The organism is Candidatus Symbiopectobacterium sp. NZEC127 (assembly GCF_025962675.1).
In the GTDB taxonomy this organism is placed as follows: domain Bacteria; phylum Pseudomonadota; class Gammaproteobacteria; order Enterobacterales; family Enterobacteriaceae; genus Symbiopectobacterium.
The window spans coordinates 716,083-741,387 of the sequence record NZ_JAGFPG010000001.1 but is presented as its reverse complement, the minus strand read 5'-3'; the positions used below and the strand labels follow the sequence as shown (position 1 = coordinate 741,387).

Below are 25,305 nucleotides of genomic sequence, written 5' to 3'. Positions count from 1 at the left end.
CCTTATCTGTAGCAAATGCAAATACCAGCTGTACCTATAACCTATTGTCAGTTATAAAAAATCGATGTAGTGTTCTACACATTAAATTTACAAAGGCGAAAAAGTCTGTGTTTAGATACGGATCTTTCCGCCGAATAAGCGTTATGCCTATTCAAAATGATAATAGAGAACGTGTGAATGGATGCGAGATACGAAGAAAAGACTTTCGAAAGTTACTTCAACAATGAGCTTGATAGAAAAACATCTATCTATTTCCCCCTTGGCCAAGTGCAAGAAGGCGTTTTAGGCTTGGACTCCGTTGCTCATTCTAGAAGATGGCTTCTGTGGCGAAAGCTGGGATATCCATTCTGGCTCTCTCCTCAATTTTCAGGTGTTGACCTAACGAAAATCGCTCATGAAATGGAGCACTATCTTGGCCGAGAGGTTAAGAACATACCGACCATGAAAGTTAACTTGCTATTCCAGTATAAGCGTCCGCAGTATATAACGATGTCAACTGGCTCTGAGTGGCACTTATGGAAACAGAAGTATTTCCGCTATGAACTGTACGCTCAGCAACATGCCTTACTCTCCCACATAGAAACTAAATTTGGTAACGATGTCGTAGTCCTTTATGCTGCCCCTTCTGTCGTAGATGTTGGCGAGTTGGTCAACCTAAAAAGGGCTGGCTCAATCATTGATCACACTAACTTCAGACGCGCCAGAGAATTAGATGGGCACCACAGAAACACCTACATAAAGGCAGGCATATACTCGCAGGCGTGTAGTGAACCAGAAATGATTGAAAATTTTAATCTAATTGAAATGCTTGAAGCAATGAAACCGCACCAGTCGGAAGATAATGTTAATCTAATCATTAACTTTTCAAGGCAGATTAATTCAGCCATGAAGGATGTCGAAGGGATTGGTTATCTGAAAACCGCATTTGAGAATCGAATGAATGATTTTAGATATTACGAGCTTCAACGGTTCGAGCTGTTCTACTCAATCCTTACTATGGCAGTATTCAGAGAAGTTACCGGCTGCCAATGGTTGATACCATTTGACGGACGAAAAAATGCATAACAAAGCCAAGTTATATCGCGCGCTGGACCTCGCTACGCTCGGCCGCTAGCGCTTCGGGCCGATTAGTGCCAGAATCAGACCTTGAGGTCGTTGCTGCCTGCGGAGGCTTCTGGCTGGCTCCTGGAATTGAATTTAACTAAGTCGATGACTGCTGCGGCCCAAAGCAGTCACTGACTCTTCCTTGTAAGCCCGTTCTATACCCTTAGCTAACATATCCTGGATGACAAAGACTCCATTTCGTGAGGGTCGCAACGTTCTAGAAAAGACTGGCTAATTTAGGATGAATAGTATTTTTTCGATAAAGCAACTTCATTTATCGAACGGTTCATAGGCGCGACCATTCTCGGTTAGTTGATAAATATCACTGCCAGCTTCTTCGATTAGTTTCATTTTAATGAGTTCAGCCATTGCATCAAGAAGAATATATTTATCATCGTTTCCTCGGGAAAGAATGATGTTTCCAATTATCAAAGTTACTCTTTCTTGATCTTTCTCTAAAATTATTGAGGATGACTTTCTAATTGCAATCTCCATTATGGAGTCAGCCATTCCCGATGGGAGTTGTTTTATGTTGGAAACCATTTCAGCCTCTGTCGCTTCTAAACGTTCTGAACCGTCGCCTAAAATCTTTAAGGCATCGCTCACGTTTTTGATGATTTTCAGTTTTTTTCCAGGATGGGTATTAGAGAATTCATCCATAAGAATTTTTTTATTTCCAGAGAATGTCTTATCGTTCGATACAATTATTAAATCCTCATCACAGGAATCAATCAATTCCTCCCACAAGAGCTCGTCACAGACTGAATGTCTATCAGGTGAAGTTGGCGGATTACCTAAAATTTTCCGAATTTTCGCTTTGGCAATCAACTCATTTTTTGTTGTTATATAAGTGCTAATTTTAATTAGCTCTTTGTATGCATCGAGCACAGGATCATCCCCCGGATTAGGTTCAAGCATTACCCCAATTTTATTCATCAATTGTAGTCCAATCTTGTGAACCTGTGATTGAAGACTACTTGCTTGCTTATGTTCAACCATATCTTGTAACACTGCTGTGGTATATATGGAGATGGATGTGGTTTTCTTGATCTCAGCACTCAGTCTAGCTAATTCTACAGTTCGATTTCTTTGAAACTCTTTATATCCTTGTTCTGAAATAATAAGGGTATCTCCAAGTTTTTTTAGTTCATCAAACAGTGATAATCTATCACTTGCTGCTCGATAAAAATCAAGATAGATATTCGTGTCTACAAAAAGCTTTGTCACTTTAATTCCTCTCTTCTGACTATATGATTGCTCTTCCTAAAATAGGATATCACGATCAAGTTCGTCCGCCATTCCCTTATTTTCAGTAGCGCAGGATTTCAGAGTACAGTGTAGTGGAGACGGCCTATCAACGGCGCGAATGTGCCAAGAGCAGAAGTTGGGCGTGCCAGAGACGCTCTAAAAATTGATGATTCGTTTTGCAGGGGTACTTACACGTGCTACAGCCGAAAAAATGGTGACAACCACCGGCCTCATTTCACCGTAGGTGCTGCTCCCTTCATCAATAAACCGGATTGCCCCCCATGAGCGTGAACACTGAGCGTCAGCCACCCACAACAGCATCCTTTGCTGCTGCCATAGCATCGAGAAGGTTGGCTTCTTCCCACCACAACTTCATTTTCAGCAACTGGAATGCCTTAGTCATGTGCTTCGTACTTGCGTGCAATCTCCGTACAAGCATTCTCCATTCCAGGGTAAATAGTGCCTTCAGTGATGTTTAACTTAGACAACTGTTCCAGAATGACCTTTTTATTTCTGATTACATAACGTTTTAATCCAAAATCAGGGTCTAGTTCTGGTAATGTGGCGTTATTCCCAAATAAAAGAAATGCTCCCGATTGTGACGATATTCGCTCATTGCTGACGCGGCCTTTTACAAATACTATCTTCGCAAGATCACGTACATCTATTTTATTTTCAAAATATGCTTTCTCTTCCTTAATAAGATGTAATAGTTTATCAATTGCATCTGATTCTTCGCCCTCCACCAATAATGATTTTTCTAATCTATACTTCATGTCTGATGAAATTAATGCAAGATTAGCGATGCAACTAACCGTATCTGAATCGAAGAATTTAATATTTTTCTTGGGTGTGGAAAAAGAAATCACATGGCCATCTATTTCATCCCCTTGTTTATTATACTTAACTCCACTACAGGCAAAAAAAAGTGCTATCAAAGGGTTTGATGTAATATCTAGCAATCTCGTAGGAAGTCCAAAATGTTGCATGCGCACTAATTTATCAAGCATTCTTGTATCGTTTATAAATTCGGCAGGCCTTGCTGTCAGGATCTCCCTGACCATTGAATCCTCATCTTTTAAATACTTTGGTTTTCCTTTTTCTGTTTCTCTGAACAGTGAGGGTGTTAGTTTGTATGCAATATCCGAATGCCCTCTATAGAAGACATCTCTACTGCTGTCATGTTCTGAACTAAGCACTACACTCAAAAAATCATGGATATTTGAAATTACCACTTCAGGTGTGCTATCAGCACTTAATTCAGCACTGATTGTATTTTTGGATTTATTTCTTACGCGGAAGTTGATATCAAAATAAGATAAGAAAGTACGTGGTTGAATGTTTTTTACAGCCCAATGGGTACGAGTGAATGCGTAAGGGCCTATGATGTTGTTTTTTTCTAAGTTGGGTAATTTATCTATTTTTATATGTATAAAGGAGTGAGTGATGTTAAAGGAAAAATTTACTGACTTATCCTTTCCATCTAATTTTAAATTACTTATTTCGCCAATTCGAAGTGATACGCAATTGTTTCCATCATAGTTATACTTTTCTGTCATAAATATTGTAGGAAGTGATTCTAAAAAACTAAGAGATGTAAAAGAAAAAGGCGTTAGCTTTAGTCTGATATCCTCGGGAGTAGATTCCAGCATCCTTGACAAAGGAAATGAATCATACCCATTTTCATTTTCAAAGACAGGCCATCTGTCATAAATCTGAGGTTCTCCGCCGACAATTAAATTAAACATATGCGCTCGCTTTTAATTTTTTGTACGTATGATATATTCTGTGATTAAGTATTTTACAATAACTGATTTAAATGTCATCACTAAAAATGGTAGTTAATTTTTGCAGGAAGCAACCAACATCACAATCTGGTTACTTTCTGCACATATTCATATGTGAGGGTTAAAGTAAATTTCCGATTAAATCAGGCGTCAGTGGATGAAAAGAGCGATTTGACTGTCTGTTAATCGCTCGTTGCAGATTGTCATATTTTACCGTGTTTAAACACTGAAACACTGTCATTTCAGGTCTTAAACACGGCACATTAACATGATTTCTCGATGATTATTAGCCGTAATGTACAAGCAGAAGCTTCCTTTAGAACACACTAGCTCGGCTCCACTCATCAATATGTTCACGTATTTGGTCGGGCCAGATTTCGCTGTTAAATAACTTTCTTGCATCTGCGATAATGTCCGTTGTTGTTGCTACAAGGCGATTGTGGTGATCCCTATACTGCTCATTGTGGAAGGCTCTAGATTTAAGTTATCTAAGCGCATGCCAGTAACTTACTCTAGCCATTTTTTTGTAGATCTCATTTCAAATAAGTCCAGACGCCTTTTTACGAAGATATTCCTGATACATCTGCTGCGCGGGTGTTGGTCCACTTGAGTGTTTCGATACGGTAAGCTGGCGGCGGACCGGCGGAACACTCAACCCGTTTCCGGCATGCTTAATCCATTTCGTCAGCAGTCGTTCTGCTAGGCGTTCAAGTTCTCTGGCCGTCATGCGCTTTTCAACGCTGGCACGACGCATTTCAATGCAGATGTGGTACAGCACTGGCTGACGCCACGGGAATTCTGTGCTGCTCGAGTAGCGATAAGACTCGTTGCGCCAGCGCTTGTATTCCGCAAGTACGTCAGCAACGTTCACACCAAACGGATTTGCCCCACTCTCCACGGTCAGAGCCATAAACTCACCAAGGTCCGGTGGCCAAATTTTTCCCTGGGAACAGCGTTCCGCACACAGACTGCAAATTCTAGCCAGGTCCTGGTCACTCAGCGCCCCAACCTGTGCTATCCAGAGATTCGTCGGCGTAAGGCCGTTCTTAGCCGTCCATCGGTTCGAGTATATCTCACCCATGGTCTCCCACAGATTCCACACCCTGTCGCTCTCTTTCCCAGGCTTCACGTGCTGCGCGGATTTTTCTAACGGCGTGCGATTGGGTTGCGTGTTTTTGCTCTGCATAGTGACCTCCGGTTGGTTCAAACAGTCCCTGCCCTTCGTTGGCGATGCTTTCGCGGATCACCTGGGCTGGCGTGTAGCCAGACAGCCGCAGGTCATCGAGGTTTTTAAGCGTTACGGAAACCTCCTTCGAGGTTGCCAGGGGTTTCTTGAGCTGCTGACAAAACTCAACCCACTCTCGCCACAGGTCTGGCGATAGCCATTCGGGTAATTCGATTACGAGCGGATCGAATTTCTGGACTCGTCGCTGTTTGGGGGGGCTTAGGGGGGGATCTTTTATATCTGGATCTGGATCTTTATTCGTTGGTTTGCCGTTGGACTTCCGTTGCAACGGAGAAGCAGCGGGTGTTGAACGCTCGTTCCCTTTCCGTTGCATTTCCGCTGAATTTTTGGCTTTTCTTGCTGCTGCCGACGCTTTCCCTGCAGCGGTTTTTTGCTCCAATGACGCACGGACAGCTTTCAAGTCACGTTCAATACGCTCATGTACCCATTCAGTATCCGCGTCTGTGAAAAATTCAGCCAACGAACTTTCAACGGAAATCCAACGGTCGTTACTCAACCTGGCGATCCTTGCCAATCGACTCTTCGGGATCGGCTTCCCAGTCTGCCAGTAGTTGAACATCAACAGCAGATAGGCCCCATGCTCTTCGGTGGACAGATGCATGGTGTCAGCAAGGTAATCGGCTATGTAGAGTTGCATATATGGCAGAGCAGCCATCTTGTCTCCTCAGCGAAACTGGTCAAAACTCTATTAAAAAAACTTATCCAGCACACTAGTAACACCGTTGAGAACCGGCCCCCAACTGTCAGGAGGTATCAAGCGCAAAAGCGCTGCAATGCCCTCCTTCACCTCTTTTTCAAGAACAGGATGCGTAGCGCCAAGTAACTTTGCCTGGTGAACGTCAGCGCACTCCTTGATCGACGCGGCTACCAGTTCAGCGTCCGTTTTGCCCTTCTTGAGCCCGTGTTGGCGCGCTATCTCGATCGGCATCACATCGCAAATCACTGGTGCCAGTTGCTCGATATATCCGGCATAGCGCATTGAGTTAAATGGGTTGTCCAACCAACGGAATAAGTTTTGTTTGTTGTTACGGACTGAATCGCCGAGCTGCAGCCCTCTCCCACTTCGCCGGCGCCATTCTTCAACCACCAGCATGGCGATCGTTTCCTGGGCTTTCCCAGGCAACGTTTTTTGCCAGGCCTCCACCGCTTCACGAACGGCAACGTGTTGAGGTGTTGAGCGGCGCTGAAAATGATTTTTCGATATCACCAATCCAGGTTTGTCGCCGTTATCATCCAGATAGGTTTGAGTCTGCATAATCACAGTTCCTGTTTAGGTAACCCATCTGCAGGGTTGGGATAGAGATCAGGGCGTAGTTCGTGAGGGGTGACGCCAGTGGCGTTATAAATGGCTAAAACGCGATCCGCTGGAACACCATTTCTTTTCCACAAGCTAACAGACATCTTGCTGATACCAAGAGCAGCACTGAGTTTGCTCGCAGAACCAGCAGATTGAATTGCATTATCAAGGCCTGTCATGTGTTTCCTCCATTCAAAGACAAACAAAGTAAAGCAATTATTTACCAATCAGTCAACAAACACCTTTCTATGCCAGCGTAAAGCAAAGGTTTACAATGTTCTCTATGACAAAAAAGACTCCGGACAATGGCCTTATCGCAAGGCTTACAGAACTGAACAATAAAGGGCTTTCAAAGTCTGATATGGCTCGCGTAGCTAATGTAAGCAAACAAGCTGTAACAGGTTGGTTCAGGACTGGGACGATCAGCAAAGCATCCGCAATCGCAGTGGCAGAGGCTGGTGGCGTATCCATTGCTTGGCTACTGGGTGAAGATGTTGACGAAATCTCTGGTCTAAAGGAACGTGAACGGCAGATGCTCGAGCTTTTCCGTCAGCTTCCAGAGCCAGAACAAGACAAGATGGTTTCATTGTTTCAAACACGTCTGAAAGAAATCGACGAATACGTGGAGAAGTATCTCAGGGGCAGATATAAGCCTGAAAGCTAACCCTTTTCACAAACACAGCCCATCAGAAAATGATGCGCTAACTATGACATTATCACTATGGAAAAATTGTCTTGGCTTCCCGAGGCAATTAATTGTATTAGTCGCGACTTGATCTGACACAGCGATGGCACAGAGCCAAACCTAATCTGACAGGCAGCTTTGTGCCAGGAGCAGACGTTAAAAAATTATGTAGACACAGTTAGCATGCTCAGATTTATAAGTTAAAATAGCCGTGCACGGTAAGACTGTTATCATTTTTTGATAGACACAAAAATATAATCATGAATAAAAGTTATTATTTTGAAAGTAAATATAAAAAATGGTCCATTACAGCCGTGGCATGCATCATTATGGGCGGATGGTTCTGGTATATGTTGTGGGCATCAAATATCTCCCAAAATACCATTTTAAAAAATTCGGTGCCTGAATGGACAACGTATATTTCTTTTGGTGTGTTGATTGGAAGCTTCTCTTTTATTCACGCTTTTTATCTTCGCACTTTTAACAAAACAGTGAAGTATCTTTGTAATGCATTCTTTGGCGGTTTTTGCCTGGGATTTGTATTGAGCTTAAACTGTTACGATGTCTATGTTTATGTCTTTCCAGACAAAATAATTGGCTATGAATCTGAATATGAGGTTGTCTTCCCAGGGCCATCGAGGGGTAAGCATGGGCATTGTGAAGCAGGTATCTGGTTAAAAGATCAGAACACGACCAGATGGATACAGCTTTGTACAAATAAAGAATTTCTACGCAGCCACCGTAAGCAAGGAATGACGGGAGTATGGGTATCAGCTCGTGTTAATAAAATTGGAACCTACATCGTGAAATACGAATTTATTTATATGTAAATGAAATAATCTGAATATATTACAATCGCTAAGGTCGCCACTTTTTTGTGTCTGTGAAAATGAATGATAGCCAACGTCTGCTGTTCGCTCAAAGCAGCCTGTTAGATTTAATTGTGTGCAGTCAGTGAAAACAGTAAACTCAAGTCTTAACCAATACATGTAATGTCATTTGTCTCAACTTTTATTGTATTACTTGTTACCACTATTATTTTATTAATCGTTACCCCGCTTAATTTCGTATCATCAATATCTAAATTTAGATCTTTAAGCATACGAACAGAATTCAACAAAATCTTAACATCCATCTTTGTTCTTGAAGAAAAACGCTTCTCTCCATAAATATGAATTTCTTTCCCATCTATCTACGCCCCGCTCTGTCGGTTTTTTTTTGCAAACAAATCTCTTATATGTGCTGTAGCTTCACAATGAGGTCAATTTTTACCTTACCAAAAAGTCCATACACACTTGACTAAATGGTAAAGATATTGTTTACTTAACCTGACACAGCAACACCACAAAGCAATCACCGCCAGGCAATACCCCGAGTTACCCGGCCATGCGAAGTGGTCAAGTAGCCAGCCCGAGGCGCATGAACATGACGGCAGTTGTTGGGCAAGTAGCAAATACGCAGCAGGTTTAAACGTTCCGCCAGCCGGGCGATAACGGCACAGGGGAAGATGGGGATAGTACTGGCACTTCTGATTGTGGTGGCGCTGTTAATCATCGTTCTGGCTATCGACATAATTTGTGAGCATCTGGAGCGGCTATGGGCACTCGTAGATTCCGGTTGGCGCGGAGGTTGGCGAAGAAAGCGGTGAAGCAAAGCAACCAGGAAAAGTGGGATGCGGCAAACCGCATTATGGCAAGAGCAGTAGGGAGAAAGTGATGGGACAGCTTTTCGCTTTGTTCATCAGTATCTGTATGACCACAGGCGAATACCAGGAAGCTGTTGTTGAAGTTTATGAGTCTGAAAAGGAATGCCAGCAGGCCATGTACGAGAAAAGGATTTACGGAGAATGCTCGGCTGTTGAGCCTGACGGCGACCAACAGCCGACAAAACAATAACAATTGCCATTTTACAAACGCGGTGCCAACACCGGGAAACACCCTCCCCCACGTTACGGGGGAATAACGCTGTGTAGCTTTCAGCGGTGCGGTTCTACTTACCTTGCCAATCCGCTGCTTTTTACATCAGCACACCGAGTTTTGACCAGAAAATAAGGGTACCAGTGATGAAATCCATTCATATCCGTTCTGTTGAAATGAAGTTAGAGCCCATCAATAAGTCCGTCGCTTTATTCGAATGCGGTTCCGCGGTTACTGGCGTCATTCACACAGTAGCTAATGAGGGCACAACCGTGATCGTCGGTGGCAATTATGTCCTTGGCACATTCGAATGCTCTCATTGCGCGCTCAGCGACATCTTTTCCCTCAGTCTCGCCATTAAAAGTGCTGAAGATAATTTCGGCATGAATTATCAGCAATATAAGCAATCCATCTCAGCCGGTCTGTATTCGACCATCCATTAAAGCACAAAACCCGCGCAAGGCGGGTTGAGTACCTGGTCAGCCGACCAAAGCTTTCCAGAATCGAGTTTTGACCAATGACCACTACCCAAAGGGAGCTATCAAAGTCCCGGGTAGTCTACTATCCAAGGGAGCTACCCTGCAATGAACACCTATGCGTTTCTCATCAAAGCCAGAGCTAAATCAGACAAAAAAAGTCTGTTCTGCTGGCTCTCTGCAAAATCCTACTTACGTGCAGAGCGTGATATCGCCAACATCATTGAAGATGCCGAAATCGAAATCGGGCGTGGCGCTGATTATAACCTTCCGATCCGCACGGATTGGTTTGTCGTTGACGACCTGCCGGAAGAAGGCAAGCTGGATGACACCTGGTGCGATCGTTACGAACTGAACGATGATGGCAAATCATGGCGCCATATCCCTAAGGCCGGGGCGGCGTCAGTCAACATTCAGGAAGACCACGCGGCAACCACTGAGCAATCCAACTCAGAAGTTACAATCAAAAACGCCACCTTGGCGACGAGCTGCACGGGCAGTTCGCCATCACGCTGGCAGACATGCGACCGGAATACATTGTGAGCTAATGGAGTCGGGAGGAGTAAACCCTACCGGGAATACTTATGGCTGAAATTATCGATCAGGCAAATGACCTTGTAGAGCAGCGCCTCAGAACACCAATAACGGCCCCTGCCGGGGCCAATGGAGTAGCTAATGGGCCAAATAATCCAACTCATCCCCAATAAGTGGGTGTCTGAAGAAATATTGATGGTAATTACTGGGTTGACCAAAAACGCCATTAAATCGGCAAGAGAGAGATCGTGGTTGGAAGGAAAAGAGTACCGGCATTACTCAGGGGACTGTCAGCCCAAGGACAACAGCCCCATCATGTATAACCGCATGGAAATTGACGCATGGATTGAACGTCAGCGCCCAGCGATCCCACGCAAAAGATCTGTTTAAATGTCAGCCCACTTAATCACGATAGGATGATTACATGCCTACATACCCAACGGGCGTTGAATGCCATGGTGGCAAACTACGCCTATGGTTCATCTATCGAGGCGTCAGGGTTAGAGAAAGCCTTGGCGCTCCTGATACGCCAAAAAACAGAAAAGTAGCCGGTGAGTTACGGGCATCTATCAGTTATGCGATAAAAATAGGGACATTTAACTATGCTGCCCAGTTTCCTCAGTCACCCAATTTAAAACGCTTCGGTTTCGTGAAACCGGATGTGACTCTGGACGAAATAGCGGATCGGTGGCTGGAACTAAAGAAGATGGAGATAACAAAGAACGCGCTCAGTCGATATATTTCTTATTTAAAAATCAGCATGGATATTATTGGAAGGGACAAGCCTGTCGATAGCATAAGCAATGAAGACATCCTGCTGGTGAGAAAAGAATTGCTGACTGGTTATCAGTTGTGTGGTGTAAATCAACTTAATCGCTCGGCTAAAAAAGGAAGAACTGTTCGCACCGTCAATGTTTATATGAATTGCCTTGGCAGCATGCTGCGATTCGCCGCGACGAATGGCTATATTGAGAAATCTCCTTTGGATGGCGTTGATCCCCTCAGAAAAAGCCGTGCAGAACCAGACCCGCTGACAAAAGAGGAATATCTCCGTCTGCTGAACACCTGCCCATCAGAGCAGATCCGTAATTTATGGATCCTCGCAGTGAACACGGGTATGCGTCACGGCGAAATATGCGCACTGGCATGGGAGGATATCGACCTAAAAAACTGGACGATCACGGTCAGCAGAAACATTGCCATCAAGGGGCACTTCACGCCGCCGAAAACAGAGTGCGGGAACAGAACCATTACGCTCACACAAGCAGCCATTCAGGCATTGAAAAGCCAGATGGCTTATACGCGGATGGGTAAACAGCATCAGATCGATGTCCATCTGCGAGAGTTTGGCAGAACTCGCACCGATGAATGCACCTTTGTTTTTGTGCCGCGACTGACGGCCAGAAATGGTAAAGGGGGAAATTGGTATGCACCAGGTTCTTTCGGCGCGACGTGGAACGAGATTTTGAAACGTGCTGGTATCCGTCACCGCCGCGCCTATGAATCGAGGCACACTTTTGCTTGCTGGGCATTAAGCGCCGGCGCAAATCCCAACTTCATCTCGTCACAGATGGGCCACACCTCGGCGCAGATGGTATACAGCGTCTACGGGAAATGGATGGCAGATAACAACACCAATCAAATGGACATACTCAATGCGAATTTTGGGGGAAACGCCCCACCGATGCCCCAATCAAACAGTCAATAATAAAATTATAACTTAATTCAACTATTACCGCGCCCACTCTGGTTTATTCAGGATATGGTCCTGCCAATCGACAACCTCGGTTTCACGCACCGCAATGTGGCGCACGGAGATGCGTTCACTGTGCATCAGCGCTTTGTTGCCCGCGCGCAGCGGATGCCAGCCGGGCAGATCTCTCCCTTCGTGGATCAATCGATAAGCGCAGGTAGCGGGCAACCAGTCGAAAGAGAGCAGGTTTTCTCGCGTCAACTTGATGCAATCCGGCTCATACTCGAATCGCCGTTCATAATTACGGCATTGGCAGGTTTTGATGTTTAACTGATTACAGGCGACATTGGTGAAGTAGAGTTCTTCAGTGTCTTCATCAATGAGTTTATGCAAGCAGCACTGACCGCAGCCGTCGCACAAGGACTCCCACTCGTGGTCGGACATTTCAGACAAGGTTTTTTGCTGCCAAAAATCGCGTTCGCTCATGCACAGTATCTCATCAATCTTTATGTTATCTGGCAACGCACAAACGCCCCGCCAACCACATCTGCAATGTGAATTATGACGGGTATATAACGGATTTGGCGAGGTGAAGCAAGTGCTTTACCCGTCCCCAACGGGAACGGGTCAGAGAAAGATCAGATAATCCGCGTGGACAGGCTGCGATCGTTGATGGTGATAGTCAGCATATCGCCGGACACAATCGGGCCAACGCCCGCAGGGGTGCCGGTCAGGATCACATCCCCTGCGCGCAGCGTGAAAAAGCGGCTCATGTAAGCAATCAATGGCAGAATCGGCGTGATCATATCGCGCGTATTGCCCTGCTGGCGGATTTCATCATTCACCTTCACGCCTAAATCCGTCTGCTGCGGATCGCCAAACTCGGCGACGGGGATAAAACCGGAAATCGGGCAAGCACCATCAAACCCTTTGGCTTTCTCCCAGGGGCGACCGGCCTTTTTGCATTCGGACTGAATGTCACGCAGCGTCAAATCCAACGCAACACCGTAACCGGCAATCGCGCGCGCCACGCGCTCTTCGTTTGCCTGCTTAAGCGGCGTGCCAATCAGCACCGCCAGTTCAACTTCGTGATGCACCGAGCCCAGGTTTTTCGGAATAGCCACTGGTTGGCGCAGATCGCACAGTGCGGTCTCAGGTTTGATAAATAGCACGGGTTCAGGGGCGACCGAGTTTCCCATTTCTTTGATGTGGTCTGCGTAATTACTGCCAACGCAAACCACTTTATTTACCGGGAAATCGAGCAATGCGCCCTGCCAGTCTCTGTGTTGGTACATGGATGTCTCCTGCCCTGTCAGTTGAAAATCACGCTCAGATACCCAGTGCATCAGGCAAACCGGTGGGTATCCCTTTACGTCAGGGGTTTATTTATACGTCTCTGCGCCGATAAAACAAGCCTGTAGACGGTAATGCGGAAAAATATAAGTAAAGAACTCAACGCCAGATCATACTTTTTAAGCGCCGTTACGCATCAGCACGACGCCTAAGCTAGGCAATTTGGGGTGGAAAACGGTTAAGAAAAAACCGAATTTTCATCCCAAACACGGTACCACGTTATTTGCTGACGTTGTGATGAACGGATAACAAATTCTCCGGAGGCGGCGGCATTTGCAGATAAAAACCTTCTTCTTTTAGCGCCTGCTTTACTTTTTCAATGTCGGCTGACGCTAATTTTTTACTGCCATCAAGCGGTAATAGCATCACCAACTGCGGCGTGCCAAAGCTTTTCATCAGCGCTTCCGGCACGCGGGAAAAATCGTCTTTTTTATCAACATAGAGATAGGTTTGATCGCGTTTGGCGCTTCGATAGATCACACAAAACATTTTTTTACTCGATTAGATGGGAATGTCACCTTGCCTGTATATAATTGTGACTATAACATGCTTACAGCACTCTGGAATATCATGTTGCCATGCCAATCCAGGGATTTAACAGGCTGAAACTGAGTCAGGATAGATGTCACAAACGCCAATTGAGTTAAAAGGCAGCAATTTTACCTTATCGGTTGTTCATTTGTATGAGTCGCAACCCGAGGTAATTATTAAAGCATTACAGGAAAAGATCGAGCAGGCTCCCGCATTTTTAAAAAATGCGCCTGTGGTTATTAATGTTGCCGCCCTGACGGATGAAATAGACTGGTTATCTATCCAGCACGCTATTATTTCTACGGGGTTACACGTGGTGGGTGTGAGCGGTTGTAAGGACGAGACACTGAAAAAAGCCATTATCAAGGCGGGATTGCCGCTGTTAAATGAAGGCAAGTCGTCGCGTCGGGCACCTGAACCTATTCCCGTGTCACCTGCAATAGCCAAAACCAAAGTGATTACCGCGCCGGTTCGTTCCGGCCAGCAGATTTACGCCAGAGAAGGCGATTTAATTGTACTGAGCAGCGTCAGCGCCGGTGCAGAAGTGATCGCCGATGGCAATATCCATATTTACGGCATGATGCGGGGCCGCGCGCTAGCGGGCGTCTCGGGCGATGTGCAGAGCCAAATCTTCTGTACGCATCTTGCCGCCGAACTGGTATCCATCGCCGGGCGCTACTGGCTCAGCGACAAGATCCCAGCGGCCCACGTCGGGCAGGCTGCGCGCCTGAAACTCGATCTGCTCGCAAACGATTTAACCATACAACCTCTAGACTAAGCCCTTTAACAAGGAACTATTTATGGCACGCATTATTGTTGTTACATCGGGTAAAGGGGGCGTTGGCAAGACTACTTCAAGCGCGGCCATTGCTACCGGTTTAGCCCAGAAAGGTAAAAAGACGGTTGTTATCGACTTCGATATTGGGCTGCGTAACCTCGATCTCATCATGGGATGCGAGCGCCGCGTAGTCTACGACTTCGTCAATGTGATTCAAGGCGATGCCACGCTGAATCAGGCATTGATCAAAGATAAACGCACGGAAAACCTCTATATCCTGCCCGCGTCACAAACCCGTGACAAAGATGCGCTGACGCGCGAAGGCGTGGAAAAAGTGTTGGATACGCTGGCAGAAATGGAGTTTGATTTTATCATTTGTGATTCTCCGGCCGGGATTGAAACCGGTGCGTTGATGGCGCTCTATTTTGCCGACGAAGCCATCATTACCACCAACCCGGAAGTGTCGTCAGTGCGCGACTCTGACCGCATTCTTGGTATCCTTGCCTCCAAATCACGCCGGGCCGAACGGGGTCAGGATGCGATTAAAGAGCATCTGCTGCTCACCCGTTACAATCCAGGCCGCGTTAGCCGCGGTGATATGTTAAGTATGGAAGATGTACTGGAGATTCTTCGTATTTCGCTGGTTGGCGTTATTCCCGAAGATCAGTCCGTACTGCGTGCATCAAACCAGGGGGAACCGGTGATCCTTGATATCGCTTCCGACGCAGGTAAGGCATACGCTGATACCGTCGATCGCTTGCTGGGTGAAGATCGTCCCTACCGTTTCATTGAGGAAGAGAAAAAGAGTTTTCTTAAACGCCTTTTTGGGGGATAAATTATGGCCTTACTCGACTTCTTTCTGTCCCGCAAAAAAAACACCGCGAATATTGCCAAGGAGCGGCTGCAAATTATCGTTGCGGAACGCCGCCGTGGCGACAATGAGCCACATTATTTGCCACAGTTAAAGCGGGATATTTTGGCGGTGATCTGTAAATACGTACAGATCGACCCGGAAATGGTGACGGTACAGTTGGAGCAAAAAGGAGATGATATCTCCGTGCTCGAGCTTAACGTCACCCTGCCAGAACCGGAAGAACCCGCTAAATGAGTCTTGGGAATTAATAACCCCCACATCCTGTGGGGGTTATTCTGACGTTACCCTTCGCGCGTCAATAAATCGCGCAATGGCGCATCGAACAGCTCGGCTCGCCAGCCGTTCAACATTTCAGGCGCAGTGCCTTCCTGAGCAAACAGCTTCCAATGCCAATTTAACAAGCGGTTGATCTGACGCCGTGATGCCAGTAACTCGGCAGAAAGTCCGCTACGTTCACTCACCTGTGTCACCAGATTTTTGATGTCCTTGAACACGCGCTTATAGCCCGGATAGTCGATGAGATTGACGATAGGCGCGGGATACTGGGATTCCGCCAGTGCATTGGCCTGGGCCACAAGATCGAGCAGTGTTTTACCGTGGTAACGGATTTCCGGGCCGCTCAGCCCCAGTGCGCTCAACTCGCCCAGCGAGGACGGCATGCAGCGCGCCACCAGAAGCAAATTTTCTTCCCGCACCACAAAGTTGACTGAGCTGTCGCGCTGGCGCGCCAGGTTCAAACGCCACTGAGCAAGCAGTTGCAGGCAAGCCAACTGCTTACCGCGCAGTTGCCAGGCGTTGCCAAATTCGCGATAGGCCAGTTCTGGTGTGAGAATATCCTGCTTACGCTGACACAGTAACCGGCACTCATCCAACGCCGCGTTTAGCCATCCAGCCTCACGGGTTTCGGCCACAATCTTCTCCGCCATCGGCAATAAATAGAAGACGTCTGCGGCGGCATAGTCACACTGTTTCTCAGTCAATGGGCGAGCCAGCCAGTCGGTGCGCGATTCGGTCTTGTCCAGCGTCACGCCTTGATAATCGGCCACCAAGGCAGCAAATCCATACGACAAGGGCTTACCGAGAAAGGCGGCAAAAATCTGAGTATCGATAAACGGATGCGGCAACACGCCAAACGCGTTAAGAAACACCTCAAGATCTTCACTGCTGGCGTGCAGGAACTTGGTCACCTGCGCATCCTGCAACAGCGCCACAAACGGCTGCCAGGCGCTGATAGTGAGGGGATCAATCAGGGAGAGGGTTTCACCGTCAAACAGCTGGATAAGACCCAACTGCGGATAATAGGTGCGAGTGCGAACAAATTCGGTATCCAGCGCGACCTGCGTGTGCTGACGCGCCTGCTGACAAACCTGTTCCAGGCCATTGTTGTCGCTGATTAACTGATAATTCAAAACGTGTTCTCTTGTTTTTTAACTGTCGGCTACTGCAAAAACAACGCCGGTAAAACCGGCGTTGTTAACCTTTTGCTATGATAGCCTGTCCTGCTGCGATCTGGCAGACGTTTTATTGATAAATCAGGAAACCTTTGCGGCACCTTCATCGGAGGACTTTTTCTTGCCATTGTCGGCACGTAGCTCGCGGCGCAGAATTTTTCCCACGTTTGATTTCGGCAATTCTTCCACAAACTCGACCAGTTTTGGCACTTTATAAGCGGTCAGATTACGGCGGCAATGGGTGATCAGTTCATCTTTGCTCAGGCTGCTATCACGGGCCACCACATAGGCTTTTACCGCTTCACCACTCAGTTCGCTTTCCACACCGATTACCGCTGCTTCAGACACTTTTGGATGGCGCGCGATCACCTCTTCGATTTCTGTCGGATATACGTTAAACCCGGACACCAGAATCATGTCTTTTTTGCGATCGATCACGCGCAGAAATCCCTCTTCGTCTGCCGTGACAATATCGCCGGTTGCCAGCCAGCCCTCTTTCAGCACCTCTTGCGTCGCGGCCGGTTGCTGCCAGTAGCCCAGCATCACCTGTGGCCCTTTTACCCACAGCTCGCCCGATTCTCCCGGCGCAACATCGTGCCCCTCATCGTCCACAATGCGCACATCGGTGGAAGGTACCGGCAAACCAATGCTGCCGCTGTAGTGTTTTAAATCATAGGGATTGCCCGCCACCAGCGGTGCGCTTTCCGTCAGGCCATAGCCTTCCAGCAGGTGTTTACCCGTCAATTTTTCCCAGCGCTCCGCCACCGATTGCTGCACCGATGCGCCGCCGCCCACCGACAAACGCAGCGTAGAAAAATCCAGCTCGTGGAAGGCCTTGTTATTCAGCAGCGCGTTAAACAAGGTGTTAACGCCCGTGACCGCGGTGAACGGGTATTTGCCCAGTTCCTTCACCACCGCCGGAATATCGCGCGGATTGGTGATCAGCAGATTTTGCCCACCCAACTCAACAAACAGCAGGCAGTTTACCGTCAGCGCAAAGATGTGATAGAGCGGCAGCATGGTGACCACCAACTCATGGCGCTCTTGCAGCACCGGGCCGTAAGCGCCTTTCGCCTGTGCCAGATTCGCCTGCATATTGCGGTGCGTCAGCATCGCGCCTTTCGACAACCCGGTGGTGCCGCCGGTGTATTGCAAAAACGCCAAGTCGGCATTCACGATCTGCGGTTTGATGTATTGCAGACGGCGTCCTTGTTGCAGCGCGCTGCGAAACGAAATGGCATCCGGCAGATGGTATTTCGGCACCAGACGTTTGATATATTTGACCACAAAGTTGACCAGCGTCCCTTTCGCAGTGGAGAGCTGATCGCCCATGCGCGTCAGGATCACGTGCTTAACGCTGGTGTTATACACCACTTTTTCCAGCGTATGTGCAAAGTTGGACACAATCACAATCGCGATGGCACCGCTGTCTTTCAACTGGTGTTCCAGCTCACGCGGCGTGTAGAGCGGATTGACGTTAACCACCACCAATCCGGCGCGCAAAATGCCAAACAGCGCGACCGGATATTGCAACAGGTTTGGCATCATCAGTGCCACGCGATCGCCCTTTTGCAGGTGCAGTTGATTCTGCAAATAGGCGGCAAACGCGCGGCTACGCTCTTCCAGCTTGCGGAAGGTCATCACTTCACCCATGTTAATAAACGCGGGCAGGTCAGCATATCGGGCAACCGCATTTTCAAAAAGATCGACCAACGACGTATAGTTATCCGGATTAATGTCGGCGGGCACGTTCGCCGGATAACGCGTTAACCAGATTTTCTCCAAGGCATCACTCCCAAGGTATTTTTTTAGTGGCATGATGATTCTCCCACCGCTCGTTCAATTAACATTATTTTAACTCAGCTTACCAGTTGCTGCTGAGACAATATCGAGGTTGAGAGTTCGATCACGCCTTATTGTTAACTATATGTATCAAAAAAATGAGGCGACCTGCGTCGCCTCGTTGTTCCGGATTTATCTAAAAGAGAAAAACCGTCATTTATTGCGTCACGATGGTCTCGATGCGCGCCGGGCCCCAGTCATTGCCAAAGCCCCAACCCCGCCGGTAACGCCAATCCCATCCCCAGGGATCGGCCGCGCCGGGCGGCAAGATGACCTGCTGCGTTTCGTTCCAGCGCTGATAACCCGTCACATTGATTACCACGAAACGATAAGGTCTGCTGCCTATCTGCCCTTGCTCCATTTCTGCCACCGAACCCACCACCGTCACCAACCGCCCCTGAAAATCGAGGGGTTCAAGGAAGCCTTTGACGTTGGCAATGAATCGCCCTTCCGAAACGCTGTCCAACTGAGGTCGCGCCCAGCGATCCAACGGCAGGCTGACAATCACCAGACGGGTTTTGTCATTGTCGTTATGCACGGCAACAACGCGGCCGCCGAGACGCGCCTCCTGGCCCAAGGCCACCTGCGGCATCAACGTGATTTGCGACAACCGGTCGTACGGTCTTTCCGAGCTACTCTGGATTGATTCAGGAATCGAGGAACAGCCTGCCAACAACAGTGCCAGCGCTGCGAACGTCACCCGCTTTGACCAATAAGACATCGCCATGATACTGATCCCTTTGCCATTACCTACTCATTAGAGTAGGCCGTAATGCAATAAGTTGCGCTGTTATCAGGCGCGACCGGGTAATTTTTTCCAGGTGACGTTGTTGCGCAAATAGCGCGGCAACGCATCGGCGACGGCAACCGCCTTGCCCGACTGCCATTGATGGCAGGCCAGCGGCAGCATATCCTGCGCCTGCGGCAGCAGCATGTCGCCCGGCGACAGAGCGATCTCCGCGTGGGCAGCCAGTGTCGGATAGGCTTCCCATCCGGTTCCAACGGTCGCCCATTCACCGCGCAGTAATAGAGTGCGCTCCAGCACCTGCTGTGGCGTCAACACCGCTTCATGCTCGTCGCCCTGCCAGTTGCCGTCAACGTCACGCTGATACTCAGCCCAATAGACTTCTCCCATGCGGGCGTCAATCGCCGCCAGCACACGCGTGGCCCCGGTACGACGCCAGGCCCCCTGCGCCATCGTGGCGAGCGTGGAGATACCCAGCATCGGCAAATCCGCGCCTAACGCCAGTCCTTGCGCAATACCAATACCGATGCGCACGCCGGTAAAGCTACCGGGGCCTTGACCAAACGCCAGTGCATCCAGACTGTTCAACGATACACCGTTTTCAGCCAGCACCTGTTGCACCATCGGCAACACGCGTTGGGTATGTTCACGGGGACACACTTCATACAGGGAGAAAATTTGACCATCATTCCAGAGCGCAACGGAACAGGCTTCCGTCGCAGTATCGAGCGCTAAAATTCGCGTAGACATGCCGACCTCAGGCAGGGAAACAAAATAACGCGGCGTAGCATAGCACACCGCGCAGGGAATTACTCAGAGGCATCACACCGCCTCGGTGCGGGACAGAAAACGTATCGCTTGCGCCAGATCGCGCGTGCGGGCAGCGGGCGGCAGGCTTTGCAGAAAGGTTTTGCCGTAAGGACGCATCACCAGGCGGTTATCGCAGATAACGATAACGCCGCGATCGTCCACATCCCGAATCAAACGCCCCACCCCTTGTTTCAACGTGATGACCGCATCGGGCAGTTGTACCTCATCAAACGGATCGCCGCCGCGCAGACGACAATCTTCAATACGCGCTTTCAGCAGCGGGTCGTCGGGTGAGGTAAACGGCAGTTTATCGATAATCACGCAAGAGAGCGCATCACCGCGCACATCTACCCCTTCCCAGAAGCTACTGGTTGCCACCAGCAACGCATTCCCCGCAGAGACAAACTGCGCTAACAGTTGCGCCTTGCTGGTTTCGCCCTGGAGCAATACCGGTAATGTCAGTGAGGCGCGGAACTCGGCGGCCAAATCGCGCATCATTTGGTGCGAGGTGCACAACATAAAGCAGCGTCCGCGATTCGCCTCGATGAGCGGGCGCAACTGCGTCGCCAGCCGCTGTGCGGCACCGCGTTGCTGCATCTCCGGCAGAAAACGCGGCACGCAGAGCAACGTCTGTTGCGCATAATCAAACGGGCTCGGCAGCAGCATGGAGTGCGCATGGTCCAATCCCAGACGCTCGGTAAAGTGTTCAACCCGGTCGTTGACTGACAGTGTCGCCGAGGTAAATATCCATGCGGCCTTCTTCTCTTTCATTAGCTCACGAAAACGGTCTGCCACGGACAGCGGGGTCAGCGCCAACACGAAGTGCCGCGCATTGCATTCATACCAGTAGCTGTAACCGGCCTGTTGCACATCCTGTAGCCGCTTGAGACGAGCGCGATACAGGGTAGCGCGTTCAAAGGCGGCATCCAGCAGCGCCGAGCGCCCAAGCGAGAGTTTGGCGACGTCATAGCAGAGTTCAAGCGCATCATCGAGCAACAGCAGCGCGCGTTGCAGCGACGGCTGTGCCAGCACATCGCGCAGGTTGCCGCGAAAGCCGGGTTCACCCAGTGCCAGCCTGAAATCCTGCGTGCTTTGCGATAAGCGATCGGCGGATTTTTGCAACTGCGCCGCATCGCGCACTTCAGTGCGGTAGGCAATAATGATATCTTTCGCCAGATCGAGCAGTTGGCGGCTGGTGAGTTGCTGACCAAAGTAGTGGCTGGCGATATCGGGGATCTGATGCGCTTCATCAAAAATCACCACATCGCTGTCGGGGATCAACTCAGCAAATCCGCTCTCTTTGACCACCATATCCGCCAGATAGAGGTGATGGTTAACCACCACCACATCGGATTCCATCGCCTTACGGCGCGCCTTGACCACGAAGCATTCTTTATAATGCGGGCAATCGCTCCCCAAGCAGTTATCGTTGGTACTGGTGACTAACGGCCATACCGCGCTATCTTCCGCTACGTCGGTGCAGGTGCTGACATCTCCGTCCACCGTGGCCGATGACCAGCCGCGCAAACGCACCAGCTCACTCAACGCCTCACCGCTCAGATCGCCCCCGGCCAGTGATTGCTGCTCCAGCCGCTCGATACACAGATAGTTAGAGCGCCCTTTGAGTAACGCTACCTGTCCGGTGTAGCCTAATGCACTGGCGATGCGCGGCAAATCGCGGGCGAAAAGCTGATCCTGAAGGGCTTTTGACCCGGTGGAGACAATCACTTTGCGTTCGGAACGCAGCGCTGGTACCAGATAGGCATAGGTTTTACCGGTCCCGGTGCCCGCTTCCACCACCAGCGCGTGTTGTTCGCAAATGGCACGTTCAACCGCAGCGGCCATATCACGCTGGGGCTCGCGCGGTTTAAAACCGTCAATGGCTCGCGCCAGGGTGCCTTCGGGAGAAAAATCGTCCTGTACGGAATGTTTTGTCACACACGCTCTCTATTTGTCACTGCCCATTGTCACAACCACAACCGCAGGGGATGCCGTGAAGCTATTGCCCAATTATGCCCTTTGTCTGCCCCGGCAGCCACCCTGCATCGCGATCGCGTCGCCTCACGTCGCAGAATCATGGTAGGCTGCAAAACGATTTTTACCTCACAGGATTGATTCAGGGAGACAACCCATGACAGACATTATCAGAATTCAACCAGAAGCCCGCTGGTCCGATGCCGTGATCCATAACGGCACCCTTTACTACACCAGCGTACCGGAGAATCTGGATGCCGATGCCGAGGCACAAACCGAAAGCGCCCTGGCGCAGCTTGATGCCATCCTGAGTCAGAATGGTTCAGACAAAACGCGTCTGTTGGATGTGACGATTTTTCTTGCCAACGCGGCAGATTTTAACGCCATGAATGCCGCCTGGGATGCCTGGGTGGTGGCAGGCCACGCGCCGGTACGCTGTACCGTAGAGGCGCGTCTGATGAACCCGAAATACAAAGTGGAAATTAAGGCCATCGCCGCGCTGTAGTGCATGGCTATCGCTCATCGCTGGCAGCGTTTGCCACTAAGCGACAGCGTTAAGGATTATTCATCCTCGTCGCTTTCATCATAAGTGACAGCGTCACTTCTATGTTGCCGCCGCAAGTCAGCGGCAACCAGTGCGATGGCCTCTCCGCTGCTCATGCCGTCCGCCATCAGCGATTGGATACGTTCAACCGCATCTTGCTGCTGCGAGTGGGTCAAGGGGGGCATATCATTAAACATTCAGTCAGCTTCCTTATACGCCGTAGGCGAAGTGTGCTAGGCTGACGCACTCGCGTGGCCTATAAGCGCGCATCATAACGCTATATCCTAAATTAATCAGCACCTGCACGATGACATTACAACCGATGGATTCTCGTTTACCCGATTACCACTCGCTGCCCTATCAGCCGGATGCCCTGCTGCGCCTGTTTGCGCCCTTCGCCGATCAGCCGTGGGCCATGCTGTTGCACTCCGGTTTTGCCGATCACCAACATAACCGCTTCGATATCATGGTGGCCGATCCGGTGACCACATTAACCACGCGTGGCGATGAGACGCTCATCACGCGCGCGGACGGCACGCAGTGCTCCACGCAAGATCCTTTCTTGTTGGTGCGCCAGGAGATGGCGCGGGCCGGGATCTCCGCACACGCGCACCCCGATATGCCTTTTCAGGGCGGTGCACTCGGCCTGTTTGGTTACGATCTCGGGCGGCGCGTCGAAACGCTGCCGTCGCGGGCACAGCAAGATATCCACCTGGCGGACATGGCGGTGGGCATCTACGACTGGGCGCTAATCGCCGATCACCAGCGGCAGACGCTGACGCTGCTGACCTATGAAAATCATGCTGCCCGCCTTGCCTGGCTCTTTGCGCCGCCGGATACGGCAACCCATGACGATTTCCAACTGACCACGCCGTGGCAGTCCAATATGACGCGGGAAGCGTACGGCACCCGCTTTCAACGCATTCAGGCCTATCTGCGTGCGGGGGATTGCTATCAGGTCAACCTGGCGCAGCGTTTCAGCGCAGGTTATCGCGGTGACGAATGGCAGGCATTTCTCTCGCTCTCGGGCGCCAATCGGGCCCCGTTTTCTGCGTTTATCCGCTTGCCGGAGCACTGCGTGATCAGCGTATCACCCGAGCGTTTCTTGCAGTTACACAACCAGCGCATCGAAACGCGCCCGATCAAGGGCACGCTGCCGCGCGCCGCCGATCCGCAGGAAGATGCGCGCCGCGCCACGGCACTCGCCGCTTCGCAGAAAGATCGGGCGGAGAATTTAATGATTGTCGACTTGCTGCGTAACGATATTGGGCGCGTCGCCGTCCCCGGCAGCGTGCGGGTGCCTGAACTGTTTCACGTTGAGGCGTTTCCGGCGGTGCACCATCTGGTCAGCACCATTGAAGCAAGGCTGCCGGAAAGCAGCCATGCCACGGATTTGCTACGCGCCTGTTTCCCCGGCGGCTCCATCACCGGTGCTCCCAAGATTCGCGCCATGGAGATTATTGAAGAGCTGGAGCCGCATCGCCGCAACGCCTATTGCGGCAGTATTGGCTATATCAGCGTCTGTGGCACCATGGATACCAGCATTACCATTCGCACGCTGATCGCAGAGCAAGGCCAACTTCACTGTTGGGCGGGCGGCGGTATCGTGGCAGACAGTCAGGAACAGGCAGAATATCAGGAAACTTTGGATAAACTGGGCCGTATTCTTCCTCAACTCAGTGCGGCGCACACGTTATGAGCACGGTTATTCAGCCCGTTACTTTGCCATTCCCCACGCTGACTGACGATTTGGCGAACTTCGTCACCCGCTTTCAGCTACAGCGCGCGCCGCAGGCCAAACCGGTGCGTCAAGTGCGTAAAGCGGCGGTGCTGGTGCCGATTGTGTGCCACGCCGATGCCCCGACGCTGTTGCTAACCCGTCGTGCCAGCACGCTGCGCAAGCATGCCGGTCAAGTGGCCTTCCCCGGAGGTGCTGCGGACAGCAGCGATGCCAGCCTGATCGCCACGGCATTGCGCGAAGCCCAAGAGGAAGTGGCTATTGCCCCTGAGGTCGTGACGGTGTTAGGCACGCTGCAGCCGCTGGACAGCGTCAGCGGCTTTCAGGTCACACCGGTGGTTGGGCTGTTGCCGGCCAATATCCGCGTTAGGCCCAATGCGGATGAGGTGGCGGAACTGTTTGAGATGCCGTTGACTGATGCATTTTCGCTGACACGCTACTATCCGCTGGATATTGAGCGGCAGCGCCAAACGCACCGCGTTTACCTCTCCTGGTATCAACAACAGTTTGTCTGGGGGCTGACCGCCGCCATCATTCGCCAGCTTGCCCTGCAAGTCTCTGCCTCAACCGTCTGAAATCTAGCATTTTATTCTGACGGCCCCCGACGCCAGCATTAACCACAGATAAACAGGGGTATTTCTATTCCCCTGTTTATCCTTCGCTAGCGCAAGTGTGACGG

29 protein-coding genes and 2 pseudogenes are annotated in these 25,305 nt (G+C 49.8%); 15 read left to right on the top strand and 16 right to left on the bottom strand.

From position 1 onward, the window contains the following. The first annotated feature begins 177 nt into the window (after positions 1-177). Positions 178-1,065 carry a hypothetical protein gene (locus J5069_RS03535; protein WP_264642550.1) on the top strand — a complete coding sequence of 296 codons (888 nt, stop codon included), beginning with the start codon at positions 178-180 and terminating at the stop codon, positions 1,063-1,065. Positions 1,066-1,374: 309 nt separating this feature from the next. Here J5069_RS03535 and J5069_RS03530 read toward each other — a convergent pair whose 3' ends face one another. The 6 genes from J5069_RS03530 to J5069_RS03505 all read right to left on the bottom strand — a co-directional run bounded on the left by J5069_RS03530 (position 1,375) and on the right by J5069_RS03505 (position 6,861). Further along, complete coding sequence (locus J5069_RS03530) at positions 1,375-2,331, bottom strand: PIN domain-containing protein (RefSeq protein ID WP_264642549.1); 957 nt, start codon at positions 2,329-2,331, stop codon at positions 1,375-1,377. Positions 2,332-2,747: 416 nt separating this feature from the next. Beyond that, the gene (locus tag J5069_RS03525; protein WP_264642548.1) at positions 2,748-4,100 is read right to left on the bottom strand and encodes an FRG domain-containing protein; all 1,353 of its coding nucleotides are present in this window, start codon (positions 4,098-4,100) and stop codon (positions 2,748-2,750) included. A 577-nt stretch (positions 4,101-4,677) separates the two neighbouring features. Further along, the gene (locus tag J5069_RS03520; RefSeq protein ID WP_413542198.1) at positions 4,678-5,325 is read right to left on the bottom strand and encodes a replication protein P; all 648 of its coding nucleotides are present in this window, start codon (positions 5,323-5,325) and stop codon (positions 4,678-4,680) included. Further along, the gene (locus J5069_RS03515; RefSeq protein WP_264642546.1) at positions 5,213-6,040 is read right to left on the bottom strand and encodes a YdaU family protein; all 828 of its coding nucleotides are present in this window, start codon (positions 6,038-6,040) and stop codon (positions 5,213-5,215) included. The genes J5069_RS03520 and J5069_RS03515 overlap by 113 nt, the downstream gene beginning before the upstream one ends. Positions 6,041-6,073: 33 nt before the next feature. Further along, positions 6,074-6,640 carry a toxin YdaT domain-containing protein gene (locus J5069_RS03510; protein ID WP_264642545.1) on the bottom strand — a complete coding sequence of 189 codons (567 nt, stop codon included), beginning with the start codon at positions 6,638-6,640 and terminating at the stop codon, positions 6,074-6,076. 2 nt (positions 6,641-6,642) lie between these two features. Further along, on the bottom strand, positions 6,643-6,861 hold the full coding sequence (locus tag J5069_RS03505) for a transcriptional regulator (protein ID WP_264642544.1): 219 nt from the start codon (positions 6,859-6,861) through the stop codon (positions 6,643-6,645). 104 nt (positions 6,862-6,965) lie between these two features. Between J5069_RS03505 and J5069_RS03500 the strand changes: the two genes are divergently transcribed. After that, positions 6,966-7,346, top strand: coding sequence for a helix-turn-helix domain-containing protein (locus tag J5069_RS03500; protein ID WP_264642543.1), 381 nt, complete (start codon positions 6,966-6,968; stop codon positions 7,344-7,346). Between the two features lie 281 nt (positions 7,347-7,627). Beyond that, a complete protein-coding gene (locus J5069_RS03495) occupies positions 7,628-8,197 on the top strand; it encodes a hypothetical protein (protein WP_264642542.1) in 570 nt (189 codons plus the stop codon). 523 nt (positions 8,198-8,720) lie between these two features. On the opposite strand, the gene J5069_RS03490 is transcribed toward J5069_RS03495, so the two are convergent. Next, positions 8,721-8,939: a hypothetical protein gene (locus tag J5069_RS03490; protein ID WP_264642541.1), complete on the bottom strand. Its 219-nt coding sequence runs from the start codon at positions 8,937-8,939 to the stop codon at positions 8,721-8,723. 143 nt (positions 8,940-9,082) lie between these two features. Between J5069_RS03490 and J5069_RS03485 the strand changes: the two genes are divergently transcribed. From J5069_RS03485 to J5069_RS03465, 6 genes and pseudogenes are all read left to right on the top strand, one after another. Beyond that, on the top strand, positions 9,083-9,262 hold the full coding sequence (locus J5069_RS03485) for a YebW family protein (RefSeq protein ID WP_264642540.1): 180 nt from the start codon (positions 9,083-9,085) through the stop codon (positions 9,260-9,262). Between the two features lie 167 nt (positions 9,263-9,429). Next, positions 9,430-9,726, top strand: a complete 297-nt coding sequence (locus J5069_RS03480; protein ID WP_264642539.1) for a DNA breaking-rejoining protein — start codon at positions 9,430-9,432, stop codon at positions 9,724-9,726. A 141-nt stretch (positions 9,727-9,867) separates the two neighbouring features. After that, positions 9,868-10,161, top strand: a pseudogene (locus J5069_RS03475) (RecE family exodeoxyribonuclease); the annotation flags it as partial. 59 nt (positions 10,162-10,220) lie between these two features. Next, positions 10,221-10,307: pseudogene (locus J5069_RS24255) on the top strand (DNA breaking-rejoining protein); the annotation flags it as partial. Positions 10,308-10,434: 127 nt separating this feature from the next. Beyond that, positions 10,435-10,683, top strand: a complete 249-nt coding sequence (xisR, locus tag J5069_RS03470) for an excisionase family protein (protein WP_264642537.1) — start codon at positions 10,435-10,437, stop codon at positions 10,681-10,683. Between the two features lie 34 nt (positions 10,684-10,717). Then, the gene (locus J5069_RS03465) at positions 10,718-12,001 is read left to right on the top strand and encodes a tyrosine-type recombinase/integrase (RefSeq protein ID WP_264642536.1); all 1,284 of its coding nucleotides are present in this window, start codon (positions 10,718-10,720) and stop codon (positions 11,999-12,001) included. 24 nt (positions 12,002-12,025) lie between these two features. On the opposite strand, the gene J5069_RS03460 is transcribed toward J5069_RS03465, so the two are convergent. The 3 genes from J5069_RS03460 to J5069_RS03450 all read right to left on the bottom strand — a co-directional run bounded on the left by J5069_RS03460 (position 12,026) and on the right by J5069_RS03450 (position 13,828). Then, a complete protein-coding gene (locus tag J5069_RS03460; protein WP_264642535.1) occupies positions 12,026-12,472 on the bottom strand; it encodes a YcgN family cysteine cluster protein in 447 nt (148 codons plus the stop codon). Between the two features lie 152 nt (positions 12,473-12,624). Next, positions 12,625-13,281, bottom strand: a complete 657-nt coding sequence (locus J5069_RS03455; protein WP_264642534.1) for a fumarylacetoacetate hydrolase family protein — start codon at positions 13,279-13,281, stop codon at positions 12,625-12,627. A 277-nt stretch (positions 13,282-13,558) separates the two neighbouring features. Continuing rightward, the gene (locus J5069_RS03450) at positions 13,559-13,828 is read right to left on the bottom strand and encodes a YcgL domain-containing protein (RefSeq protein ID WP_264642533.1); all 270 of its coding nucleotides are present in this window, start codon (positions 13,826-13,828) and stop codon (positions 13,559-13,561) included. A 133-nt stretch (positions 13,829-13,961) separates the two neighbouring features. Between J5069_RS03450 and minC the strand changes: the two genes are divergently transcribed. The 3 genes from minC to minE are packed head-to-tail and all read left to right on the top strand — an operon-like array spanning position 13,962 to position 15,756. Next, positions 13,962-14,648, top strand: coding sequence for a septum site-determining protein MinC (gene minC, locus J5069_RS03445; protein WP_264642532.1), 687 nt, complete (start codon positions 13,962-13,964; stop codon positions 14,646-14,648). 22 nt (positions 14,649-14,670) lie between these two features. Continuing rightward, positions 14,671-15,483 carry a septum site-determining protein MinD gene (gene minD, locus J5069_RS03440; protein WP_195313355.1) on the top strand — a complete coding sequence of 271 codons (813 nt, stop codon included), beginning with the start codon at positions 14,671-14,673 and terminating at the stop codon, positions 15,481-15,483. Between the two features lie 3 nt (positions 15,484-15,486). Next, a complete protein-coding gene (gene minE, locus J5069_RS03435) occupies positions 15,487-15,756 on the top strand; it encodes a cell division topological specificity factor MinE (RefSeq protein ID WP_264642531.1) in 270 nt (89 codons plus the stop codon). Between the two features lie 47 nt (positions 15,757-15,803). On the opposite strand, the gene rnd is transcribed toward minE, so the two are convergent. The 5 genes from rnd to J5069_RS03410 all read right to left on the bottom strand — a co-directional run bounded on the left by rnd (position 15,804) and on the right by J5069_RS03410 (position 22,308). Further along, positions 15,804-16,931, bottom strand: a complete 1,128-nt coding sequence (gene rnd / locus J5069_RS03430; protein WP_264642530.1) for a ribonuclease D — start codon at positions 16,929-16,931, stop codon at positions 15,804-15,806. A 123-nt stretch (positions 16,932-17,054) separates the two neighbouring features. Then, complete coding sequence (gene fadD / locus J5069_RS03425; RefSeq protein ID WP_264643714.1) at positions 17,055-18,758, bottom strand: long-chain-fatty-acid--CoA ligase FadD; 1,704 nt, start codon at positions 18,756-18,758, stop codon at positions 17,055-17,057. Between the two features lie 214 nt (positions 18,759-18,972). Beyond that, positions 18,973-19,542 (bottom strand): Slp family lipoprotein, encoded by a 570-nt coding sequence (locus J5069_RS03420; RefSeq protein ID WP_264642529.1) that lies wholly within the window; start codon positions 19,540-19,542, stop codon positions 18,973-18,975. 66 nt (positions 19,543-19,608) lie between these two features. Next, positions 19,609-20,310 carry a tRNA (adenosine(37)-N6)-threonylcarbamoyltransferase complex dimerization subunit type 1 TsaB gene (gene tsaB, locus J5069_RS03415; protein ID WP_264642528.1) on the bottom strand — a complete coding sequence of 234 codons (702 nt, stop codon included), beginning with the start codon at positions 20,308-20,310 and terminating at the stop codon, positions 19,609-19,611. Between the two features lie 72 nt (positions 20,311-20,382). After that, positions 20,383-22,308, bottom strand: a complete 1,926-nt coding sequence (locus tag J5069_RS03410) for an ATP-dependent DNA helicase (RefSeq protein ID WP_264642527.1) — start codon at positions 22,306-22,308, stop codon at positions 20,383-20,385. Between the two features lie 193 nt (positions 22,309-22,501). Here J5069_RS03410 and J5069_RS03405 point away from each other — a divergent pair, with 193 nt between their 5' ends. Next, positions 22,502-22,849, top strand: a complete 348-nt coding sequence (locus J5069_RS03405) for a RidA family protein (protein ID WP_264642526.1) — start codon at positions 22,502-22,504, stop codon at positions 22,847-22,849. Positions 22,850-22,905: 56 nt separating this feature from the next. Here the strand turns inward: J5069_RS03405 and J5069_RS03400 are convergent, their stop codons facing one another. Next, a complete protein-coding gene (locus J5069_RS03400; protein ID WP_264642525.1) occupies positions 22,906-23,085 on the bottom strand; it encodes a YoaH family protein in 180 nt (59 codons plus the stop codon). Between the two features lie 110 nt (positions 23,086-23,195). On the opposite strand from J5069_RS03400, the gene pabB reads away from it, so the two are divergent. Next, positions 23,196-24,587, top strand: coding sequence for an aminodeoxychorismate synthase component 1 (gene pabB / locus J5069_RS03395; RefSeq protein ID WP_264642524.1), 1,392 nt, complete (start codon positions 23,196-23,198; stop codon positions 24,585-24,587). Beyond that, positions 24,584-25,201 carry a CoA pyrophosphatase gene (locus tag J5069_RS03390; protein WP_264642523.1) on the top strand — a complete coding sequence of 206 codons (618 nt, stop codon included), beginning with the start codon at positions 24,584-24,586 and terminating at the stop codon, positions 25,199-25,201. The genes pabB and J5069_RS03390 overlap by 4 nt, the downstream gene beginning before the upstream one ends. Positions 25,202-25,305: the final 104 nt, after the last annotated feature.

Bases quoted from the DNA above. Each gene is read 5' to 3' on its own strand.
- pabB (WP_264642524.1), top strand. From the start codon at position 23,196: ATGACATTACAACCGATGGATTCTCGTTTACCCGATTACCACTCGCTG.
- J5069_RS03505 (WP_264642544.1), bottom strand. From the start codon at position 6,861: ATGACAGGCCTTGATAATGCAATTCAATCTGCTGGTTCTGCGAGCAAA.
- J5069_RS03465 (WP_264642536.1), top strand. From the start codon at position 10,718: ATGCCTACATACCCAACGGGCGTTGAATGCCATGGTGGCAAACTACGC.
- J5069_RS03460 (WP_264642535.1), bottom strand. From the start codon at position 12,472: ATGAGCGAACGCGATTTTTGGCAGCAAAAAACCTTGTCTGAAATGTCC.
- J5069_RS03520 (WP_413542198.1), bottom strand. From the start codon at position 5,325: ATGCAGAGCAAAAACACGCAACCCAATCGCACGCCGTTAGAAAAATCC.
- minE (WP_264642531.1), top strand. From the start codon at position 15,487: ATGGCCTTACTCGACTTCTTTCTGTCCCGCAAAAAAAACACCGCGAAT.
- J5069_RS03405 (WP_264642526.1), top strand. From the start codon at position 22,502: ATGACAGACATTATCAGAATTCAACCAGAAGCCCGCTGGTCCGATGCC.
- J5069_RS03480 (WP_264642539.1), top strand. From the start codon at position 9,430: ATGAAATCCATTCATATCCGTTCTGTTGAAATGAAGTTAGAGCCCATC.
- J5069_RS03525 (WP_264642548.1), bottom strand. From the start codon at position 4,100: ATGTTTAATTTAATTGTCGGCGGAGAACCTCAGATTTATGACAGATGG.
- J5069_RS03490 (WP_264642541.1), bottom strand. From the start codon at position 8,939: ATGTCGATAGCCAGAACGATGATTAACAGCGCCACCACAATCAGAAGT.
- minD (WP_195313355.1), top strand. From the start codon at position 14,671: ATGGCACGCATTATTGTTGTTACATCGGGTAAAGGGGGCGTTGGCAAG.
- J5069_RS03515 (WP_264642546.1), bottom strand. From the start codon at position 6,040: ATGGCTGCTCTGCCATATATGCAACTCTACATAGCCGATTACCTTGCT.
- J5069_RS03485 (WP_264642540.1), top strand. From the start codon at position 9,083: ATGGGACAGCTTTTCGCTTTGTTCATCAGTATCTGTATGACCACAGGC.
- J5069_RS03450 (WP_264642533.1), bottom strand. From the start codon at position 13,828: ATGTTTTGTGTGATCTATCGAAGCGCCAAACGCGATCAAACCTATCTC.
- J5069_RS03455 (WP_264642534.1), bottom strand. From the start codon at position 13,281: ATGTACCAACACAGAGACTGGCAGGGCGCATTGCTCGATTTCCCGGTA.
- minC (WP_264642532.1), top strand. From the start codon at position 13,962: ATGTCACAAACGCCAATTGAGTTAAAAGGCAGCAATTTTACCTTATCG.
- J5069_RS03500 (WP_264642543.1), top strand. From the start codon at position 6,966: ATGACAAAAAAGACTCCGGACAATGGCCTTATCGCAAGGCTTACAGAA.
- J5069_RS03535 (WP_264642550.1), top strand. From the start codon at position 178: ATGGATGCGAGATACGAAGAAAAGACTTTCGAAAGTTACTTCAACAAT.
- J5069_RS03495 (WP_264642542.1), top strand. From the start codon at position 7,628: ATGAATAAAAGTTATTATTTTGAAAGTAAATATAAAAAATGGTCCATT.
- tsaB (WP_264642528.1), bottom strand. From the start codon at position 20,310: ATGTCTACGCGAATTTTAGCGCTCGATACTGCGACGGAAGCCTGTTCC.
- J5069_RS03390 (WP_264642523.1), top strand. From the start codon at position 24,584: ATGAGCACGGTTATTCAGCCCGTTACTTTGCCATTCCCCACGCTGACT.
- J5069_RS03420 (WP_264642529.1), bottom strand. From the start codon at position 19,542: ATGGCGATGTCTTATTGGTCAAAGCGGGTGACGTTCGCAGCGCTGGCA.
- xisR (WP_264642537.1), top strand. From the start codon at position 10,435: ATGGGCCAAATAATCCAACTCATCCCCAATAAGTGGGTGTCTGAAGAA.
- J5069_RS03400 (WP_264642525.1), bottom strand. From the start codon at position 23,085: ATGTTTAATGATATGCCCCCCTTGACCCACTCGCAGCAGCAAGATGCG.
- J5069_RS03510 (WP_264642545.1), bottom strand. From the start codon at position 6,640: ATGCAGACTCAAACCTATCTGGATGATAACGGCGACAAACCTGGATTG.